Origin of the sequence: Bacillus cereus group sp. BfR-BA-01441 (assembly GCF_022663075.1) — a bacterium.
In the GTDB taxonomy this organism is placed as follows: Bacteria; Bacillota; Bacilli; order Bacillales; family Bacillaceae_G; genus Bacillus_A; species Bacillus_A cereus.
On sequence record NZ_JAKUEU010000010.1, the window covers coordinates 75,928 to 96,666 of the forward strand.

Below are 20,739 nucleotides of genomic sequence, written 5' to 3' on the forward strand. Positions count from 1 at the left end.
CATAGTTCTTTGCTCCCTTTCTCCTCTGATTTTGAAGTTAGTATACTACATGTTTTTTTGAATGAAAAGAAAAATATAAAAATTTTTATAAAAATACGTTTTAAAGATTAAATATTTACCTATATTTTTCTTGTACTGGAAAATAAGTGAGAGATTGGCAGAAGAGTGAAGCATGTTATAATACATATAGAATTAGAAGGTGACAAGGGGCTATTGTAGATGATGAGTAAGTATGAACAAATTTATACAGAAATCAGTAAATCTATTGATAATAAACAATTAAAAGAGGGATGCAAAATCCCATCAGAAACAGAATTAATGAAGCAGTATGAGGCAAGCCGAGGCACGGTAAGAAAAGCTGTAGATTTACTGCAAGAGCGTGGATATGTGCAAAAAATTCATGGAAAAGGTGTTTTTGTTTTAAAGCGAAAAAATATTGAATTTAATTTTGGCGGTATTGTAAGTTTCCAAGAAGAAAATGAACGTTTGGGACGTCATTGTATTACGGAAGTTGTGGAAATGGACAAAGAAAAAGCCACAAAAGAAATTGCGAAATTATTAAATGTAAAAGAAAAAACAGAGATTGACCATATTAAACGTGTACGAAATATTGATGGAGAAAAAGTAATTTTAGATATAAATCATTTTGTATCTGAGTTTATTCCAGGATTAACGAAAGAAATTGCAACTGCATCGATTTATAAATACATCGAGAAAGAGCTTGGGCTACATATTAGTTATTCGCAGAGGGTAATAGAAGTACAGCCATGTACAGAGGATGACAGAAAGTATTTAGATTTAAATGGAACAGACTATGTTGTCGTTGTGAAAAACTTTACACATTTGTATGATGGAAGTCAGTTTGAATATACAGAATCACGCCACCGTTTAGATATTTTTCACTTTTCGGATGTGGCACGCAGGAAGTAAAGAGGTGGAACAAAATATTGTTTCATCTCTTTTTTTTATAAAAAAAACACAAACTCGTATATACGAGTGTTGACTAACTTATATATACGAGTTAATATGTAATTGTAAACGGTATCAAAAAAAGAAAAGAGGGACGGGAATATGGGGAAAGACTATCGTAAAACAGCAGAGGAAGTGTTGCAGTATATTGGTGGGAAAGACAATATTGAACAAGCTGCACATTGTGTGACGAGGCTCCGTATCGCTTTAAAAGATGAAAGTAAAATAGATAATGATAAATTACAGTCTGTTTCATTAGTGAAAGGAGCGTTTCATAACGCTGGTATATTTCAAATTGTAATTGGTCCAGGGGATGTAGATCGTGTTTACGCTGAATTGATAACGCTTGCAGGTATGAAAGAATCGACTGTAGCGGACGTAAAAGACTCTGGAAATCAGAAGTTAAATCCAGCTCAAAAGTTTGTGAAAATATTTTCGGATGTATTTATGCCGATATTACCAGCGATCGTAACAGCTGGTTTACTAATGGGTATTAACAATCTATTAGGCGCAAAGGACTTATTTTTTGATGGGAAAAATTTATTAGATGTTTATCCGAACTTAGGCGGGCTTTGGGATTTAATTAATATGATGGCCAATACAGCATTCGTATTCTTACCAGCACTTGTCGGTTGGTCAGCAACGAAGCGTTTTGGTGGTAGTCCAATACTAGGGATTGTTATGGGATTAATGCTTGTGCACCCGGCCTTATTAAACGCTTGGGACTATGGAAAAGCAGCGACTGGTTTAGAGGGTCAAAAGATTGAGTACTTCAATATTTTAGGACTATTCCAAATTGAGAAGGTAGGATATCAAGGACAAATTTTACCTGTTTTAGTAGCAGCATTTGTATTAAGTAAAGTGGAAATTTTCTTAAAGAAACATGTACCAAATGCAATTCAATTATTAGTTGTACCAATTACAACAATCGTTGTGACAGGTGTGTTAGCACTAGGAATTATCGGTCCGGTTACACGTCATATTGGAGATTTATTAACAGTAGGATTAGTAGGTGTATATGAAACAGTACCAGTAGTTGGAGCAGTATTATTTGGAGCGTTATATGCACCGCTTGTAATTACAGGTATGCATCATATGTTTATTGCAATTGATTTACAATTGATTGCACAACATGGCGGGACATTTATTTGGCCGATGATCGCTCTTTCTAACATTGCGCAAGGTAGTGCGGCACTTGCGATGTTCTGGATTTCTAAAAATCAAAATGATAAAAGTATGGCATCAACATCAGCCATTTCAGCATACTTCGGTATTACAGAACCAGCGATGTTTGGGGTGAATTTACGAAATAAGTTCCCGTTCTATGCAGCGATTATAGGATCTGCTGTGGCAGCGATATTCATTACATTAAATGGTGTATTAGCGCCTGCTATCGGAATTGGCGGATTGCCAGCATTTATTTCTATCATTCCGAAATCGATTCCAATGTTTATTGTAGGAATGATTATTGCAGTTGTAATCCCGTTTACTTTAACATGGTTATTTGCAAAAAGAGTCAAACAGAAGTAGGAGGAAGTTAAACATGAAGGATTGGCATAAAAGTGTAGTCTATCAAATTTATCCGAAGAGCTTTAATAGTTATTATAATAGAGAAACCGGGGATATAAAAGGTGTTACAGAGAAACTAGATTATTTAAAAGAACTCGGAGTGGATTATATATGGTTAACACCGATATACCAATCACCACAAAATGATAATGGATATGATGTAAGTGATTACTACAGCATTGATCCATCTTACGGAACGATGGAAGAGTTTGAAGAACTTTTAGCAGAAGCGAAAGTACGTAACATTGAGATTATGCTTGATATTGTTGTAAATCATAGTTCGACTGAACATAAGTGGTTTAAAGAAGCGAAGGAAGATAAAAATAGTCCATATCGTAATTACTATATTTGGCGTGATGAAAAAAATAATTGGCAGTCTAAGTTTGGTGGATCTGCTTGGAAATATGATGAGAAGACGGAGCAATATTATTTACATTTATTTGATGAAACACAAGCTGATTTAAATTGGGAAAATGAAAAACTTCGTGAAGAAGTATATGATATGATGCGTTTTTGGCTGGATAAAGGAGTAACAGGATTCCGATTAGATGTCATTAACTTAATTTCAAAAGACCAATGTTTCTTAAACGATGAAGGTAGTACTGCGACAAGTGATGGACGCAAGTATTATACAGATGGTCCGCGTGTTCATGAATATTTACAAGAGATGAACCGAAATGTTTTTGCAGGAAAAGATGTAATTACAGTTGGAGAAATGTCATCTACGACAATTGATAATTGTATTAAATATTCAAACCCTGAGCGTAATGAATTAAGTATGACGTTTAGTTTCCATCATTTAAAAGTAGATTATCCGAATGGTGATAAGTGGACGAAGGCTGATTTTGATTTTATTAAATTAAAAGAGATTATGTCTAGCTGGCAAATTGAAATGCAAAAGGGCGGAGGATGGAATGCGTTATTTTGGTGTAATCATGACCAGCCTCGCATCGTGTCACGCTTTGGTGATGATGGAAAGTACCGAAACGAATCTGCAAAAATGTTAGCGACAGCCATGCACATGCTGCAAGGAACGCCTTATATTTATCAAGGGGAAGAAATCGGTATGACGAATCCTAAATTTGAGTCCATCGAGAAATATCGTGATGTGGAATCGTTAAATATATACGATATAAAGCTAAAAGAAGGGCTATCAAAAGAAGAGATTATCGGGATTTTAAAGCAAAAATCTCGTGACAACTCTCGCACTCCGATGCAGTGGAATGAAGAGATGAACAGTGGTTTTACAACAAGTACACCTTGGATTTCAGCGGCTGAAAACTTTAAAGAAATAAACGTAGAGAAGGCATTAGAAGATAAAGAGTCCGTATTTTATCATTATAAAAAGTTAATAGAACTTAGAAAAATATATGATGTAATTACAGAAGGAGAATATGCTATTTTGGATAAAAATGACCCTAAAATTTGGGCATATACTCGTACTACAGAAAGTGAAGTACTACTTGTTATAAATAACTTCTATGGAGAAGAAATAACGTACTCTGTACCAGCGCACGTTCAATTAGATGGAATGAAACAAGAAGTACTACTGTCGAATTATAAAGATGCTAGCAAGGATATTGCAAAACTTAACTTAAGACCATATGAATCAATTGTGTATCGATATACGAAATAAAAAGGTTGTATGCCCATGCGGCATACAACCTTTTATTTTAGGACACCACTGTACAAAATGTTTACCTCTACCTCAGGTTTGAATTTTACTTTTGCATAATCTTTATTCCAATTTTTCTTCTTCCATAAGTCAGGGTGGTAGGCGATAAGGTGTCTGCCGATACCGAAAGCATCACAGTTTGCTTTTTGTAACTTTTTCGTTATCTTTTTAGCTTCTTTCGTAAGTTGTTTAGACAATTCTTTATTTAGTTTTTTTCTTTCATCCATTTTGTAAAGATTATCTCTCGGAGCTTCAAGCGCTATAACTTTTAGTTGGAGCTTAATGTGAGCATAAACATTTCCTTTTTTATCTGTTGTTATTTTTAAGTCTCGTTTTAACTTTCGGTTGCTAATTTCCATTGTTAAATAATCAGATGTTTTCTCTGATTCATCGCTAGTAAGCTTCTGGGTTATACGGGCACTTGTTCCCATTTTTCCGGTTAATAATACGAATAAAACAGATTGTTTCAAAGGTAAATGCCCAGTTAATTTATCATTGTTAAATAAAGCTAGACCGTTTGTAATTACTTCTTTTCCTTTTATTTTTATAGAAGGGAGGGTAAAGTCTTTACCGGGATCTAACATTTTTGTAGCAGCTGTCTCTAAAGTTTCTTTTGGAAATACACTCATATCTTCTAAGCTTTTCACTTTTTTCTTTAGAAAATCTCCAATTAGTAAATTTCCTACTTTCTTTTTTTCTAGTACCTCGGATGTTTCACCGTCTACTGCAATAAGTTTTACTAAAGCAGTTGGGTTTGTTGGGTCCCGAAAGCTGACATCTAAATAAGGTAATATACCTTTTTTTAGAATTTTGGTTCCTAGTAATTGAACACCATATTTAAAATAGCGAATATTCCCAGTAACATTTTTTTTTAGGGCATCGCTTGTATCCCTTATGTTATGCCCCGTTGCTGAATGTATTTCATTTTCGAATGAAGATTGCTCTCCGCTTGAACTTTTTACGAGCTCGATTGTTTGCTGGAGTTGATTCTCTTCCGTAATATCAGATCCAATACTATAAGCTAACCTTGCCTCCCTTAATGGTTCTTGATCCCAGCATCCAGAAAGGAGGGAACTAGTACATAATACAAAAAGTAATTTAACTCTTTTTTTGAACATACTGTTCTCCTTTCTTATTTCGTATCACAGAATAAAGTAGAAATAAAAGAGGAAGGACAACTATGAAAATATAGGTGAACTTATCGGTGAAAGTTGAGATTACTTTTAATTCTTCAGGTGTATCTATAAATAAGGCTACACTAAAAGCAATAATACCAATGATTGGAACAGCTTTTTTATGATTAGCAAGATTGAATATATGCCCAACTCCGATTGAAGCAGCGCAATAATAACTAGCAATAGAAGCCACAACTGTTATCATCCATATTGGTATAAATAGTAAATCAGTCCGGTCTATAATCCCGATATGTAAGGAGCGTAATAAGTAAGCAACTGGTTCTGGAATAAGCTCAATTTGTTTTGGACTAAATACGATAAAGCAAATCCAAACAGTAAAAGTATAAAAAAGTGTTACAAATCCATTAGCGATAGAAATGGCCTTCAGTTTTGCGACAGAACTGCCATTTACTTTTGGAAAAGCGATAAGAATGATTTCAAAACCATACATGGCTGTAATTGTTTCCTTGGATGCTTGAATTATATTCCACCAGCCGGCTTCTGTAATGGGAAAAATATAAGAGAAATCAGCTCGGGAAAGCCCTAGGGCAATTAAAAGGGCCATTGGAATAATGAGGATAGAGGCCATGACATAAAATCGTACGATGACTTTAAAAGTGTTATAAGCTACATAACAACAAGCTATTGTAAATAGCATGAGAATGGCAGACCAAGGAGTAGCTTGTAATATCCATACTTTAATGACATTACAAGCATTCAACATAACCGTCATACCAATAAGCGTAAAATAAAAAACATAAGCAAAACCTAATAGTTTTCCAAACTTATTACCAAATAGCATACAAACGCTTTCATACATATCTGCATCAGGAAATCGCTTTAAGAAAAGCCACATAAGTAAAATAATAAGTTGAATTGCAAGCCCAGCGACGAGAGCGGAAATCCATCCACCTCCTTTTGCTATTGGGTGAAGACGGTTAGGTAGAGAAAGGATACCAACTCCGATTTGGCATTGAATAACGAAAAAGGTAAATTGAACGAGCGAAATTTTACTTTGCGTGTTTGTCACCGTCCTCATCCTCTCTCGTTACATGTTGTCGTTGCATTTTTTTCGGTTTTGGATCATGTGGTCGTTCCCAAAACGACCAAATTGGAAGTCTTACGAAAGAATCTTTCATATCTTTTATCCGCATCGGGGCAACAGGAGAAAGATATGGCGTATGAAATGAATGTAATTGACATAAATGAACGAAAGTTATAATTAGACCGAATGATATTCCGACGTATCCGAATATAGCAGCAAGAATCATTAATGGAAAACGAAGAATTCGAACTGCTGAACTCATATCGTTTGATGGAACGAGAAAAGATGAGATGGCAGTTAAAGCTACAACAATAATCATCGTATAAGAAACAAGTCCAGCTTTTACAATTGCATCACCAATTACTAAACCACCTACAATACCGATTGTTTGTCCAACTCGGCTTGGTAAGCGAATACCAGCTTCCCGTAATAATTCAAAGATTAATTCCATTAAGAGAGCTTCAAAAATAGGAGGAAGTGGTACTTTCTCTAATGAAGCTTTAATTGTATACACAAGTTCGAGCGGCAATACATCAGGATGAAAGGCTACGGTTGCGATATATATAGCTGGTAAGAGAAAAGCAATCAAGAAACTCACTAAGCGAATCATTCGGACGAAAGAACCGACAATCCAGCGGTTATTATAATCGTCTGGTGATTGATAGAAAGCAAATAACGTAACAGGAACGATAAGCGCTGTGGGATCTCCATCAGATAAAATAGCAACTCGTCCTTCCATTAAATTTGCTGCGACTCTATCTGGACGCTCTGTATTTAATTGCTGCGGAAATGGTGAGAAAGATGTATCCTCTATAAATTCTTGTATATATCCTGGAGGCATAAGTGCATCTGTCTTAATCGTTTCTAACCTTCTTTTTACTTCTGTAACTAAATCGTCATTCGCTATGTTTTGCATATAAGCAATAGCTACTTTCGTGTGCATTTCTTCACCGAGTGTGAAATATTTAACAACTACATTTGGACTCTTAATGAGTTTACGAATAGAGGCTAAATTCGTTGCTAAATCTTCTACAAAACCAGTATGCGGTCCACGTACAATACCTTCATTATCAGGCTCTGTTATATCTCTTTTTAAAGATAGAGCCGTTTCAAAAATGCAAAAGCTTTCGACATGTTCATGAAAATATAAAGATTTACCTTGTAATAAAAGCTGCACACCATAATTTAAATTCGTTTCTTTTTTCATATTTAATGTAGAAAAAGCTTTATCTAAAGATAAATCCGATCGCGTTAATAATGGCTCAAGAGCTAATTGATGAATTAGATTTGGGTCTGCTAAAGATTCGATATATATGATTATTCCTTTTCCGTTTTGAAATGGGACATCTAATTTTTTTATATCATCTGAGTGACATAGCTTATTTTCAATGTAATTAATATTTTCCGGAAGTGATGGAAACATATGCTTTTTGTTATTATCTTGTTGTGAGTGCTTCTGTTCGGTCATACTTTCCATCTCCTTTACATTGAAATTACTTCTGTTAATTTTTGTTTTTTGTGAGAAAATTATGCTTGGATTTTTTAGAAAAGTAGGGAAATGGAAAGAACGTATATATTTGCGATATTAATATATATCTTTTGTACTATAGGAGAGTAAATCTAGCGGGATGCATAATTACATCATTTGATGAATAGGAAATTTAAGAAAAGCGATTTATAATACTAGTATTGTGTCTTGCCTTTTTAGGTACAGTACACAGCCGGTGATTGGCTAGTGGATGTTCTTCCATTTTGCCAGTGCCGGTTTTTTATTGGATAATAGGGAAAATGAAGTTTTTATAAAGAAAGAAGGGGTTGTTTTGAAGGATGTAAATTCTATCTTTATGAGAGAAAAGATTGCTAGTTCTTATCTTTATTTTATTTCTTTTCTTGGTTTGGTTACTATAACTATATCTTTACTTGAAATTAAAATCCCTTCTCATTCAACAATACTAATAATGTTGTTACTATTTATGGGGATTGCAGAGTATTTTCCTGTAAGATTTTGGAGAGGAACTAGCTCGCTTACTTTTCCGATAATCTATGCTATGAGTTGGCAGTTTGGAATCCATATAACTATTACTGCTATTGTACTCGTAACGCTAATTATTCACCTGCATCGTCGTTCACCGATACAAAGAATGTTATTTAATAGTACTCAGCATGCACTTAGTTTGATTTTGGCCGAATGGTTTTCAAACAAATGTATGTCCTTATTACTTAATAAGATAGTTATGTCAGTTCTATATGAAAATTTAATATCTTTGTTATTATTTTGCGTGTTTTTTTGTTTTTTCAACAATCGTTTTTACGATTTGTTGATGATACTTCTTCCACAGCCATATTCAATATATCAGTGGTATAAAAAAACTGTAACGGTATTTCTTTGCGAAACTTTTGGTTTCTCTTATGCGGCCCTGATGCATGTATTAATTAGTATATATAGTGTGGAAATAAACGAGATTACAGTACTGTTTTTCTTTTTTCCACTTGTAGCAGCTTCAGTTATTAGTTCTTTTTCTGTACGGATAAGGATGGAGAAGGAACGATTATATGAGTTATTTCTTATTACGACCGAAATTAGTCGAGGATTAACTGGAGGAAATTTGAAACATATTAAACAAGCACTTAAAGGTTTTTTTGGCATACAAGCATATGTAATATGGACAAAAGATGATGGGAACTGGAGTATTCTATTAAAAGATGGGAAAGTGCGCTCTTATATTTCTGATGATTCAGAAATATTAAGGGCGTTTGAGAAACTTTCTAAAAATCTTGTATTTAATGATTGGAAAATTGGTACGGCTCCTGGAGATGAAATATTTGATAGTGTTATACGCTCACTTGTATATTTTCCTCTTATAGTAAATGATGAATTAGTCGGAATGTTTGTTGCAGGGAAAAGTAGAAATGCGGGTTTCTTTCCAGAAGATGTACAGTCGTTAGCTACATTTTCTAACCAATTAGCTAACGTTGTTAAAACAAGGATATTGATTTCTGAACAGAAAAAAAGAATGATTTTAGAAGAAAGAAATAGAATTGCCCGTGAAATTCACGATGGTATTGCGCAAACATTAGCGGGGGTAATATTCCAACTAGAATCCGCACGGAAAAAATACCATGATAAACCAAAAGATATGCAGCAAGTAGTTGAGAAAAGCATAAAAGATTTAAGAGGAAGTCTAGGAGAAGTTCGCTATTCTATTTATGCTTTAAAACCATATCCGACACAACAATTAGGCCTTAAGCAGGCAATAGCAAGTAAAATAAAATCTTTAAAACGAGAATATGAACTAGACATTACCTATCATGAAAGAGGTCATGCACGTGCGCTTAGTTTTTCAAAAGAAAGAGTTATATTTGATACATTACAAGAGAGTTTGCAAAACATTGTAAAACATGCACAAGCAAAAAAGGCTGATGTTTTACTCAGTTATCAAAGTGAACACGTTCTTTTAAGGGTTAAGGATAATGGAGTTGGATTTTCACTATTTGAGTCCATGGTTAAAACAAAGAATGAGCCACATTATGGTATATTACATATGAATGAACAAGCTGACCAATTAGGGGCTACTTTACAGATTGATAGTTCTATAGGAAAGGGGACAGAAATTACACTGTTAATTCCAGATTCACAAACAAGGGGTGCGTAAAATGATTAAAATATTAGTAGTAGATGATCATGCTTTTTTACGGGATGCAATTCGGAGCATACTAGAAGATGAATCTGATATGAAAGTGGTTGGAGAAGCTAGCTCTGGGGATGAAGTATTGGGAAAAGTAGAAGAATGCGGACCAGATTGTATTTTGATGGATATTAACCTGCCAGGGAAAAATGGGATTGAAGCTACAGAGTTAGTGAAAAAAATTTATCCGAGTTGCCGAGTACTTGTGTTTACAATGTATGAACATGATGAGTATTTAATGGATGCACTTCAGGCCGGTGCTGATGGTTATTTATTGAAGGATTCCTCATCAGAGCAGGTAGTAGCAGCAATTCGAATGTTATATCGAGGTGATTCAGTTATTCATCCGCGTATGACTAAAAAATTAATTACATATCATCAGCAAAAAATGAAAGTAGAATCAAATGAAAATGAACTGACGGAACGTGAAAAGGAAATTCTCTTTGAACTAGTAAAAGGACTTAGTAATAAAGAAATTGCTGAAGTTTTATATATTAGTGATAAAACAGTTAAAATACACATCAATAAAATTTTTAAAAAACTAAATGTGAAAAGTCGATCGCAAGCAGTGATTTATGCAGTTCGAAATCAATTGGTTCCGCTAGATTAAATAAGAAATCTATCAAAGAACTATCGTGTCGATTTATTCTGTATCACAAAGAATAAAGGACAAGATAGTTCTTTTGTACTATGTAGGCATAGAATCCTTAGAGAAAAGATACTCCTTTTGTTTAATTTTCAGAATAATCAAAATGTGAAATAATAAAAATAGAATTACATTTTAATATTGTTAATAATTCATTTTATGAAAATCTTTTGTTGGAAATAAATGATGGGGGGCTCTTATAAAAAGAGTAAAGTGAGTGGTTAGCTATATGAGGTATGGGGATGGTAGTGGCGTTGGAAATCTTTCATGATACAAAAGATTGAGATTGATAGAGTTTCCGATGCTACATGGGAATTTAAGAATCAATTTGTTTCAAAAAATAATATTAATAATGGGGAGATGCAATATGAAACGAGGGAAATTTGGAAAGGTTCTTATTGGAACGTTAACAGTTGGAATGTTATTGTCTCAAGGGATTCCATATAACGTATTAGCGGAAGAGGTAAATACATCTACTTTAACTGGAATTGATGATGCAGATGCTATCTTAAAAGGCCTTACAAAGGAACAACGTAATGCCTTAAAAACGTTAGATACAAAACCAGGTTTTGTTATTTCGCCAGGTATCAATACAGCAAGTCCTAATAATGTAAATGTGATTATAGAATTTAAGCAAGCGCCTAGCAAAATTGAGGTATTAAAACAAGCGGCTAAAGGGAAAAAGATAGCTCTTTCAAATGCGGAACAAAAGGTAGAGGCATCACATAAAGGGTTTAAAGCAGAGCTTGAACAGCTTCAAAAGAATAAAGAGAAAGGGACAAATGTAAAATCTGCAAAGATAACAAGAGAATATAAGAATGCTTTTAATGGTGTAGCGATTTCTTTACCAGCAAATATAATCGAAGACTTAGTTCGTACCGGTATCGTTAAGCGCGTATGGGAAGATCATGAGGTTAAAATTGATTTGCCGAAAGAAACAGCTAAGACTGCTGTTGAACCAAAAATGGCAGATAGTGTACCACAAATTGGTGTAGACAAGCTACATGATGAAAAAATAACAGGAAAAGGAATTAAGGTAGGTGTACTAGACACAGGTATTGATTACAACCACCCGGATTTGAAAGGTGCATATAAAGGGTATCGTGCAAAACAAGGTGAAGATCCAACTAAAATAGATCCGAACTCAATAAAAGGATGGGACTTTGTTAATAATGATGCTGATCCAATGGAGACAACGTATAAGGATTGGCAAAATTCTGGAGGATATCCTGAGATTTATGAGGGAAGTGCATATTATACATCCCACGGTACGCATGTAGCTGGGACAATTGCTGCAGACAAACAGAATAGTGTGGATTATGCAGTGAAGGGCGTTGCTCCAGATGTAGACTTATATTCATATCGCGTATTAGGTCCATATGGAAGTGGACAAACAAGCGGTATTCTTGCTGCGATTGATAAAGCAGTGAAAGACGATATGGATGTTATCAATTTATCACTAGGAGCGTCTATTAATGATCCTTTATATCCTACTTCTGTTGCAGTGAACAATGCGATGTTAGCAGGTGTTGTTACAGTAGTAGCAGCTGGTAATAGTGGTCCGGAAGAAGGTACTATAGGATCACCTAGTGCAGCAGCACTTCCAATTACAGTTGGAGCCAGTGACGCTGCAGTGAATATTCCAACGTTTTCCGCCGATGCAGGTGATGTACATGTAGATAAGATGATGCTACTTGGAAAAAGCTTTACTGATAAGATTGAAGATTTGAAAGGACAATCCTTATCGGTTGTATATGCAGGGCTTGGGAAATCAGGTGATTTTACAGGGAAAGATGTAAAAGGGAAGTTAGCTCTTATCCAACGTGGTGAGATTACATTTGATGAAAAAATTAAAAATGCTAAGGAAGCAGGCGCAAAGGCGGTAATTGTATACAACAATGTAGATGGGGAAATTACAAGTTATCTTGGGGAAAGTACTTCATCTATTCCATCGTTCCGCTTAACAAAAGTAGATGGTGAGAAATTGCAAGCAAAAGCTGTACAAGGAGATGTGTCGTTAGCATTTGGAGAACTTAGTAATATAAAAACAGAGGGAGATCACTTGGCTGATTTCAGCTCCCGTGGTCCTGCAACTAAAACAGATGATATTAAGCCAGATATTGTAGCACCAGGTGTGTCTATTTTCTCAACTGTTCCTGAATATATTAATGATCCAAAAGATGGAGAAAATTATCCGGTAGCGTATGGACGTATGTCAGGTACATCTATGGCAACTCCTCATACTGCAGGGGTAGCGGCACTTATTTTACAAGAACATCCAAACTATAGTCCATTTGAAGTAAAAGAAGCACTTATGAATACCGCAGTTGACCTAAAAGAAGAGCGTTCTGTATTTGAGGTGGGCTCTGGACGAATTGATGCATATCGTGCAGTTCATGCAGATACATCTATCGAGGTTATCGATAAAACATCAAACGTTGTAGATGATGAAGAAGTAGAAATTGAAGAAAAAACAGGTTCTATTGCGTTTGGGTATAAAAATCAAATTGAAAATGGGCCTATTAAAGATAGTCGAAAAGTCTTAATTAAGAACAGCAGTAAAACTGATGGAAAAGAGTTTAAATTAGAAGTAGAGTTTTCATCTACAAGTGTAGGTGTGCAAGATGCAGCGAAGAATGGTGTGAAGCTAAATGTACCAGATTCTATTAAAGTAGCTCCTAGTACATCAGAGGAAATTAGCCCTGAAATTATCATTCCAGAAAACGCTGAATTTGGTAGATATGAGGGCTATATTCATATTTCAAATAAAAACAATGAAAAAGAAGTATATCAAGTACCATTTGCAGTTAAATTCACAGAAAAAGGGATTGCGTCTGTAGATTTACTGAGAGATGCAATGGCAACAGATGCATCTAAATTCCATCCGTTTATGGAGAGACCAAGTTCGCCTTTGACATTTAAACTAAATAGTCCTCTTGAAACTATTGATGCAGTTGTGAAGGACCGAAAGACAGGAAAGGCATTAGGAGTCGTTGGTACACTTAATGCAAGTAGTCTAACACCGAATATTGAATATATGATGTTTTCTGGTATGGGAGGGTATGTACTTCCATTCACAGGAGATCCAGTTCATCCAATTGGGGATAAACCTGTTATGTTGCCTGATGGAGATTACGAATTGAACTTCGTTGGATATGATAAAGAAGGAAAATCGTATACAAAAGGCGATAGCATTATCATTGATAATGTTATACCGGAAATGAAATTTAAGGATGTACAACCTGGTATACATGAAGTCAATGATTCTATGTTTAAAGAAGAAGACGGCCAACGTGCATTATGGGTGCATGGTAATATTTATGATTCTACAGTAGATGCATTGAAGGCAAAAGGCTTGCAGTATGATCAAAAAGCGAACCAAATTGTATATTATCAAAACTCAGCCTTTCCATCAGGTTGGCTGAATACAATTGAAGCAAATGGTGATTTTAAATTTGGAGTACTTCCAGAGGAAATAAACGAGCCGTTAAATTTAAAATTATTTGGATATGATCTTGCAACTGCAGGGAATATGGCAACTGGATATAAAGATTACGTCTTTGTAAAGGAAGAGACAGAATACGCTGTTCCAAGTTATGACAAAGATAAAATCAAATTAGGAGAGAAAATTACATTAACTTTGAATCTTAATAATGTAAAACAGCTTATGTCAGGTACATTTGAAATTCCTTATTACAAGCAGCTCTTTAAATTTACAGATGTGAAACCAAATCCAGCACTTACGGAATATGTAAAACAACATGGACTGAACCTTAAATTAGAAGATCCGAAGATAAGTGAAGAAGGAGCTTGGGAAAACAAGGTGAAAGTTGGGGCATCATTAGAAGGAAAAGAATTTAAAGGATTAGATGGAGATACACCATTTTTAGATGTTACATTCGAGATGACGAACGATGAATACTTTAATGATTTAACTGCATTTGGAGTAGAGAAGTTCTCTTATACAAAAGCTGTTGCATCAGAAGGCATTGAGATTCCTGCGTTTAAAGATAAATCTTTTGCTATTGTTTCGAAACATTCAACGATTACAGGGTATATTGGCCCGGAAGCGTTCTTGAATGAAGAGGGGTATTTAGGTAAGAAAGACTATACAAAACTAGGAGCAAAAGTGTACGCAGTTGGCAAGGATGGAAAGAAATATACAGGAACGATTGGTGATAACGGGCAATTTGAAATTCATAGTGTCCCAGTAAGCGATAAAGAATATGATATTTTCGTAGAAATGCCAGGTCATTTAAATAGTAAATTAACAACAAAAATAGGGAAGGTGCAAGACGGTGAATTAGTGGGACAAAACTTTAGAGTTGACATGGATGATAACCTTGCAGGTGATGTAAATGGAGATAAAATGGTAGACATTCAAGATGCTAGAATAGCAGCTTTATCGTATGGAAAAGGAAAAGTATCTGTAAAAGATGGAGATATAAATCAAGATGGTGTTGTAGATGAAACAGATATTCGTTTTATTGAGAAAAACTTCTTGAAAAAGAGTCCAGATGCTAAAGAAAATCAAAAACCGAAAGAAAATGTAGGTCCAGTGACATTAGATAAAATCTTACGCTCTATTGGCTTAGAACCAAAAAAATAAGTGGGCAAACTTCTAGAGTAAATAATGCAATCAGACAATGAATAGTAAATGAAATGAGATTGGCTAACAAATAACCGGTAATGATTTACGGTAACATTACCGGTTATTTTAAAAGTAATAGTCGTTTTGATATATGAAGTAACTAGTTTAAATTTGGTTCACTTTCGCTGTGGGACAAGGTAGTTGCTTAAATTATTTTGTGGGATGGAAATAAGGTTTGTAGTTTGAACTTTAAAAATAGGGGGACTTGTGAAATGAGTATTAAGAAAAAACTTTGTATGGGTGTTGTAACTGCAGCACTTGGCTTATCTTTAATTGGCGGGGGAACATATGCGTATTTTAGTGATAAGGAAGTGTCACAAAACACTTTTGCAGCGGGTACTTTAGATTTGAGTGTGAACCCTGAAGTTGTTATTAATGTCGATAATATTAAACCAGGTGATGAAATGGAGCGTGGTTTTCAATTAGTAAACAAAGGAACTTTAGCAATAGGAGATGTGAAACTCCTGACAGATTACAGTGTAATCGATGCTAAAGGAGATAATGGAAATGCTGATTTTGGTGATCATATCCGTGTTGATTTCTTGTGGAATTTGGATAAAAATGAGGTTCCAATTTGGTCTACTACATTATCTGAATTAAAGGTATCTACGCAAAATGGAAGTATTCCTGATCTTGTACAAAAAGGTGTTGTAGACCGAGAAGGAAATGGACTTGCTCCTGGTGATGATGATACTTTCTATGTAATGTTCACATTTGTAGATAATAATGCAGAGCAAAATGTATTTCAAGGAGATTCATTAAAATTAAATTGGACTTTCAATTCAATGCAGACAAAAGGTGAAGAGAAATAAAAATAAATGTTATATACGAGAATCAATTGATGAAGAATTGATAAATAAAACTTTTAATAATGTAAAGGTTGATTTAGTGAATCAACCTTTTTTGTTTTTAGATTATTCATAGCAGTACTTCTAACATTTGTGTCGAATTAAGAAGATATATAGGAGGGATATATATGGAAATAGCTGTAGAACGTGTTTTTACGAAAGAGATTTTAAAAAGAGCAGCGAATTTGTTTCATGTAACAGTAGAAGAAAAGCCACTTGGAGATTTTGAGAATTATATTTTTAAGGCGAAGGGTGATAATGATGAAGATTATGTATTACGTTTAACACATTCTTCTCATCGTTCTAAACAAGAGGTAGAGGCTGAACTAGATTTTTTACGATATGTTGCGGAGAATGGGGCAAAGGTAGCAGGACCTCTTTATTCAACGTCTCGAAATCTCGTAGAAGAAATCGTAGCAGAGGATGGGACTTTCTTTTTCGCTTCTTTATTTATATATGCAAAAGGTGAGCAAGTAAAAGGAGCAGAATCGCCTTATTGGGGAGATGCTTATTTTGAAGCGTGGGGAAAAGCGATTGGGCAACTGCATCGCCTTACAATGGATTATCCTAAAACAGACTACCGTGATACGTGGGAAGAAGACGAAAGTGGAATTGTTAATGAATTAGAAGATGGTCAAGTGAAAGAGATTGCAGCGGTATTAATGGATGAAATTAAGGCTCTTCCAGTTGAAAGAGAAACGTTCGGTCTTATGCACGGTGATATTCATCAAGGTAATTTTCATTATGATGGTAAAGAGCTAACAATCTTTGATTTTGATGATGCTGCTTATAATTACTTTATACATGATTTAGCGATGGTTTTATACTACTCTGTTCTATTTACACCGTGGACAGCAGAAGAGAAGACAGATTTTGCTCGTAAACAGTTACAAGTGTTACGAAAAGGATATGAGTATGAGCACAGGCTGGCGGATAGTTGGTATGAATCGTTACCACTATTTTTACGTTTACGTGATATAGGTTTATATGGAACGCTTCAAAAGAAGTTTAAAGGGAAAGATATGCCTGATAACTTCTTGAAATTATCAGAAGAGCTATACGAAAGAATTATTAAAAGAGAAGCAATTGTGAATATATAATACATTTAGTTCAAAACAAAGTATATAAAACAAATATATACTTTGTTTTTTTATACAAAAATATGTTTACTTTATTAAAATAATATTGTCCTAGATTCGGTATACATTTATAATTTTATATATATTCTGAATATTCTTTATAAAAAGGAGGGGGAATGTTGGAAGCTTTCGTAAATTGGTTAAATAATATTGTTTGGAGTCCAGCACTTGTTTATTTATGTTTAGGAGTAGGTTTATATTTTTCTATTCGAACGAAGTTTTTACAAGTAAGACATGTAGGAGAAATGGTGAAGCTGACATTTCAAGGGGGAAAATCAGAAGCTGGTGTTTCTTCATTCCAAGCGTTAGCACTTTCGTTATCAGGACGTGTTGGAACAGGGAATATCGCTGGGGTAGCAACAGCGGTTGCATTCGGTGGACCAGGAGCTGTATTTTGGATGTGGGCAGTAGCCTTTTTAGGAGCAGGATCAGCTTATGTAGAATCAACACTCGCGCAAATATATAAGACGAAACATCAAGGGCAGTTTCGTGGTGGACCTGCTTATTACATTGAAAAAGGTTTAGGTGTGAAATGGTATGCTTTAGTATTCGTTGCAGCGACAATTCTTGCAACGGGGCTTTTACTACCAGGTGTACAAGCAAATAGTATTGCTGTAAGTTTAGAAACTGCTTTTGGTATTAATACTACCGTATCAGGGGCTATATTAGTTGTCGTATTAGCTCTTATCATTTTCGGTGGAGTAAAGCGAATTGTTAACGTAGCGCAAGTTGTCGTACCGTTTATGGCAATAGGCTATATTTTAGTAGCTTGCGTCATTGTTGCTATGAATATTGAAAAATTGCCAGAAGCATTTATGTTAATTATAAGAAGTGCATTTGCATTAGAAGCTGCTTTCGGTGGTATTATCGGTTTAGCAATCTCTTGGGGGGTAAAACGTGGTATTTATTCCAATGAAGCAGGACAAGGGACTGGACCACACGCAGCAGCTGCAGCCGAAGTATCACATCCAGCTAAGCAAGGTTTAGTACAAGCATTTTCCGTTTACATTGATACATTATTTGTTTGTTCAGCAACAGCATTTATGATGATTATTACAGGCATGTATAACGTATTTGATGCAAGCGGAAAAAACTTTATCGTTAATAAACTAAACGGCGCTCAGCCAGGACCAGGATATACACAGGCGGCGGTAGAATCTGTTTTCCCTGGATTTGGAAATGGTTTCGTTGCAATCTCGTTATTATTCTTCGCGTTTACAACAATTATGGCGTATTATTACATTGCAGAAACGAATATCGCGTACTTAAATCGTGATAAAGATCGCCCTTGGATGTCCATGGTACTAAAGTTTGTATTTTTAGGAGCTGTATTCTACGGCTGTATAAAAACAGCAGCAACGGCTTGGGCTTTAGGCGACATTGGGGTAGGAATTATGGCATGGGTAAATATCATTGCGATTTTATTGTTACAAAAACCTGCATTAGTCGCATTAAAGGATTATGAAAAACAGAAAAAAGAAGGAAAAGATCCAGTATTCGATCCAGGGCCATTAGGAATTAAAAATGCTGATTTTTGGGAGCATGAATACGGGAAAGATAAGAAAGAAGAAGTATCTTAACTTAATAGAATAGAAATGAAAAAGCAAAGGGAAAATGCCTTTGCTTTTTTTATGGACAAAATGAGGCTGGAAGTTATTTTTTTGCCTATTTTTGAATATAAAAAGAATGTACATGCATTGTTAGGGGAAGGGGGAGTATGTTGATAGAATTTCGTAATGTAAATAAATATTATGGTAGCTTTCAAGTTTTGAAAAATATTAATATGCAAGTGAAAAAAGGCGAAGTGGTGGTAGTTGTCGGGCCTTCAGGATCAGGAAAAAGTACATTGCTTCGATGTATAAATCAATTAGAGGCAATTACAGATGGAGAATTAATTGTACAAAATACAGAGGTACACAATAAAAAAACGGACATGAATGAATTGCGGCGAAATATTGGGATGGTCTTTCAACATTTTTATTTATATCCACATAAAACGGTTCTTCAAAATATTACATTAGCACCGATTAAAGTAAATAAAGTTTCCAAAGAAGAAGCAGAGAAAACAGCAATGTTTTATTTAGAGAAAGTAGGAATCCCGGAGAAGGCTAACGTATATCCACATCAATTATCCGGAGGACAACAGCAACGGGTGGCAATTGCTAGAGGACTTGCAATGCAGCCGGAAATTATGCTATTCGATGAGCCTACGTCTGCTCTTGATCCAGAGATGATTGGAGAGGTACTTGATGTTATGAAAGCACTGGCTAAAGAAGGGATGACAATGGTCGTTGTCACGCATGAAATGGGATTTGCTAGAGAGGTAGCAGATAGGATCTTATTTATGGATGATGGCCAAATTATTGAAGATACAACACCGGCGAACTTTTTTGCAAACCCTGAACAAGAAAGAGCCCGTTTATTTTTAAGTCGGGTGCTAAATCATTAGAGGAGGAATTTCATGCTTAAAATGAAAAAGTTATTTACTTTAATCGTATTTTCATGTTTATTCGTGCTTGTTGTTGCTGGATGCGGAAGTAAGAAAGATGAGGCAAAGGAAACAAATACGAAGCAAGGCGGGGCTGTTGAGCAAATTAAGAAACGAGGGAAATTAGTAGTTGGGGTGAAGAATGATACGAATTTATTTGGATTAAAAAATCCTTCAACAGGGCAGGTAGAAGGATTCGATGTTGATGTCGCCAAGGCACTGGCGAAAAAGATTCTTGGAGATGAAAAGAAGCTAGAGCTGAAAGAAGTAACGTCTAAAACACGCATTCCAATGCTGAAAAATGGTGATATTGATGCAATTATTGCAACAATGACAATTACGGAAGAACGCAAAAAAGAAGTGGATTTTTCAGATGTATATTTTAAAGCAGGACAATCGTTACTTGTGAAAAAAGGAAGCAATATTAAGAGCGTCGATGATATAAAACAAGGCGTTAAAGTATTAGCTGTAAAAGGATCAACATCTACAAATAACATTCGTCAAAAGTCACCAGAAGCGACTGTATTAGAGTTTGAAAATTATAGTGAGGCATTTACAGCGTTAAAGGCAGGTAAAGGTGATGTGTTAACGACAGATAATGCGATCCTTTACGGAATGGCAAAACAAGATTCTAATTATGAAGTAGTAGGAAAAATTTTCACAGATGAACCGTATGGAATTGCAGTGCAAAAAGGGGCAGATGATTTAACGAAAGAGATTAATACTTTAATTAAAGACATGAAAGCAAGCGGGGAGTATGACAAATTATATGAGAAGTGGATTGGACAAAAACCAGAAAAGTAGATAGTAAAAGTGAGAGGATGAGAGTACTCATCCTCTTCTTGTAA

Annotated in this window: 14 protein-coding genes; 11 read left to right on the forward strand and 3 right to left on the reverse strand. The window is 35.1% G+C overall.

Annotation, left to right across the window (positions count from 1 at the left end; all coding sequences use genetic code 11):
* The first annotated feature begins 219 nt into the window (after positions 1-219).
* From treR to treC, 3 genes are all read left to right on the forward strand, one after another.
* Positions 220-930 (forward strand): trehalose operon repressor, encoded by a 711-nt coding sequence (gene treR, locus MR107_RS07015; RefSeq protein WP_000987242.1) that lies wholly within the window; start codon positions 220-222, stop codon positions 928-930.
* Positions 931-1,071: 141 nt separating this feature from the next.
* Positions 1,072-2,499 carry a PTS system trehalose-specific EIIBC component gene (gene treP / locus MR107_RS07020; protein WP_000513935.1) on the forward strand — a complete coding sequence of 476 codons (1,428 nt, stop codon included), beginning with the start codon at positions 1,072-1,074 and terminating at the stop codon, positions 2,497-2,499.
* 13 nt (positions 2,500-2,512) lie between these two features.
* On the forward strand, positions 2,513-4,174 hold the full coding sequence (gene treC / locus MR107_RS07025) for an alpha,alpha-phosphotrehalase (protein WP_242292207.1): 1,662 nt from the start codon (positions 2,513-2,515) through the stop codon (positions 4,172-4,174).
* 32 nt (positions 4,175-4,206) lie between these two features.
* Here the strand turns inward: treC and gerKC are convergent, their stop codons facing one another.
* Genes gerKC through gerKA form a run of 3 tightly spaced genes read right to left on the reverse strand, consistent with a single transcriptional unit; the run spans position 4,207 to position 7,901 of the window.
* Positions 4,207-5,331: a spore germination protein GerKC gene (gene gerKC, locus MR107_RS07030; RefSeq protein WP_242292208.1), complete on the reverse strand. Its 1,125-nt coding sequence runs from the start codon at positions 5,329-5,331 to the stop codon at positions 4,207-4,209.
* On the reverse strand, positions 5,312-6,418 hold the full coding sequence (locus tag MR107_RS07035; RefSeq protein WP_149178166.1) for a GerAB/ArcD/ProY family transporter: 1,107 nt from the start codon (positions 6,416-6,418) through the stop codon (positions 5,312-5,314). The genes gerKC and MR107_RS07035 overlap by 20 nt, the downstream gene beginning before the upstream one ends.
* Entirely contained in the window at positions 6,399-7,901 is a 1,503-nt protein-coding gene (gene gerKA / locus MR107_RS07040; protein ID WP_242292209.1) for a spore germination protein GerKA, read from the reverse strand. Before gerKA ends, MR107_RS07035 begins: the two co-directional genes overlap by 20 nt.
* A 352-nt stretch (positions 7,902-8,253) precedes the next feature.
* Here gerKA and MR107_RS07045 point away from each other — a divergent pair, with 352 nt between their 5' ends.
* The 8 genes from MR107_RS07045 (at position 8,254) to glnH (ending at position 20,695) form a co-directional block, all read left to right on the forward strand.
* Positions 8,254-10,086, forward strand: coding sequence for a GAF domain-containing sensor histidine kinase (locus MR107_RS07045; RefSeq protein ID WP_242292215.1), 1,833 nt, complete (start codon positions 8,254-8,256; stop codon positions 10,084-10,086).
* Position 10,087: 1 nt separating this feature from the next.
* Positions 10,088-10,729 carry a response regulator gene (locus MR107_RS07050; RefSeq protein WP_000590668.1) on the forward strand — a complete coding sequence of 214 codons (642 nt, stop codon included), beginning with the start codon at positions 10,088-10,090 and terminating at the stop codon, positions 10,727-10,729.
* A 403-nt stretch (positions 10,730-11,132) separates the two neighbouring features.
* Positions 11,133-15,374: a S8 family serine peptidase gene (locus MR107_RS07055; RefSeq protein ID WP_242292210.1), complete on the forward strand. Its 4,242-nt coding sequence runs from the start codon at positions 11,133-11,135 to the stop codon at positions 15,372-15,374.
* A gap of 254 nt (positions 15,375-15,628) precedes the next feature.
* Positions 15,629-16,228, forward strand: a complete 600-nt coding sequence (locus tag MR107_RS07060) for a TasA family protein (RefSeq protein WP_242292211.1) — start codon at positions 15,629-15,631, stop codon at positions 16,226-16,228.
* A 164-nt stretch (positions 16,229-16,392) separates the two neighbouring features.
* Positions 16,393-17,364, forward strand: a complete 972-nt coding sequence (locus MR107_RS07065) for a phosphotransferase enzyme family protein (RefSeq protein ID WP_000401644.1) — start codon at positions 16,393-16,395, stop codon at positions 17,362-17,364.
* A 158-nt stretch (positions 17,365-17,522) separates the two neighbouring features.
* Positions 17,523-18,983, forward strand: coding sequence for an alanine/glycine:cation symporter family protein (locus tag MR107_RS07070; RefSeq protein WP_242292212.1), 1,461 nt, complete (start codon positions 17,523-17,525; stop codon positions 18,981-18,983).
* A gap of 137 nt (positions 18,984-19,120) precedes the next feature.
* Complete coding sequence (locus tag MR107_RS07075) at positions 19,121-19,852, forward strand: amino acid ABC transporter ATP-binding protein (RefSeq protein WP_050551988.1); 732 nt, start codon at positions 19,121-19,123, stop codon at positions 19,850-19,852.
* 12 nt (positions 19,853-19,864) lie between these two features.
* On the forward strand, positions 19,865-20,695 hold the full coding sequence (gene glnH / locus MR107_RS07080) for a glutamine ABC transporter substrate-binding protein GlnH (RefSeq protein WP_000916491.1): 831 nt from the start codon (positions 19,865-19,867) through the stop codon (positions 20,693-20,695).
* Positions 20,696-20,739: the final 44 nt, after the last annotated feature.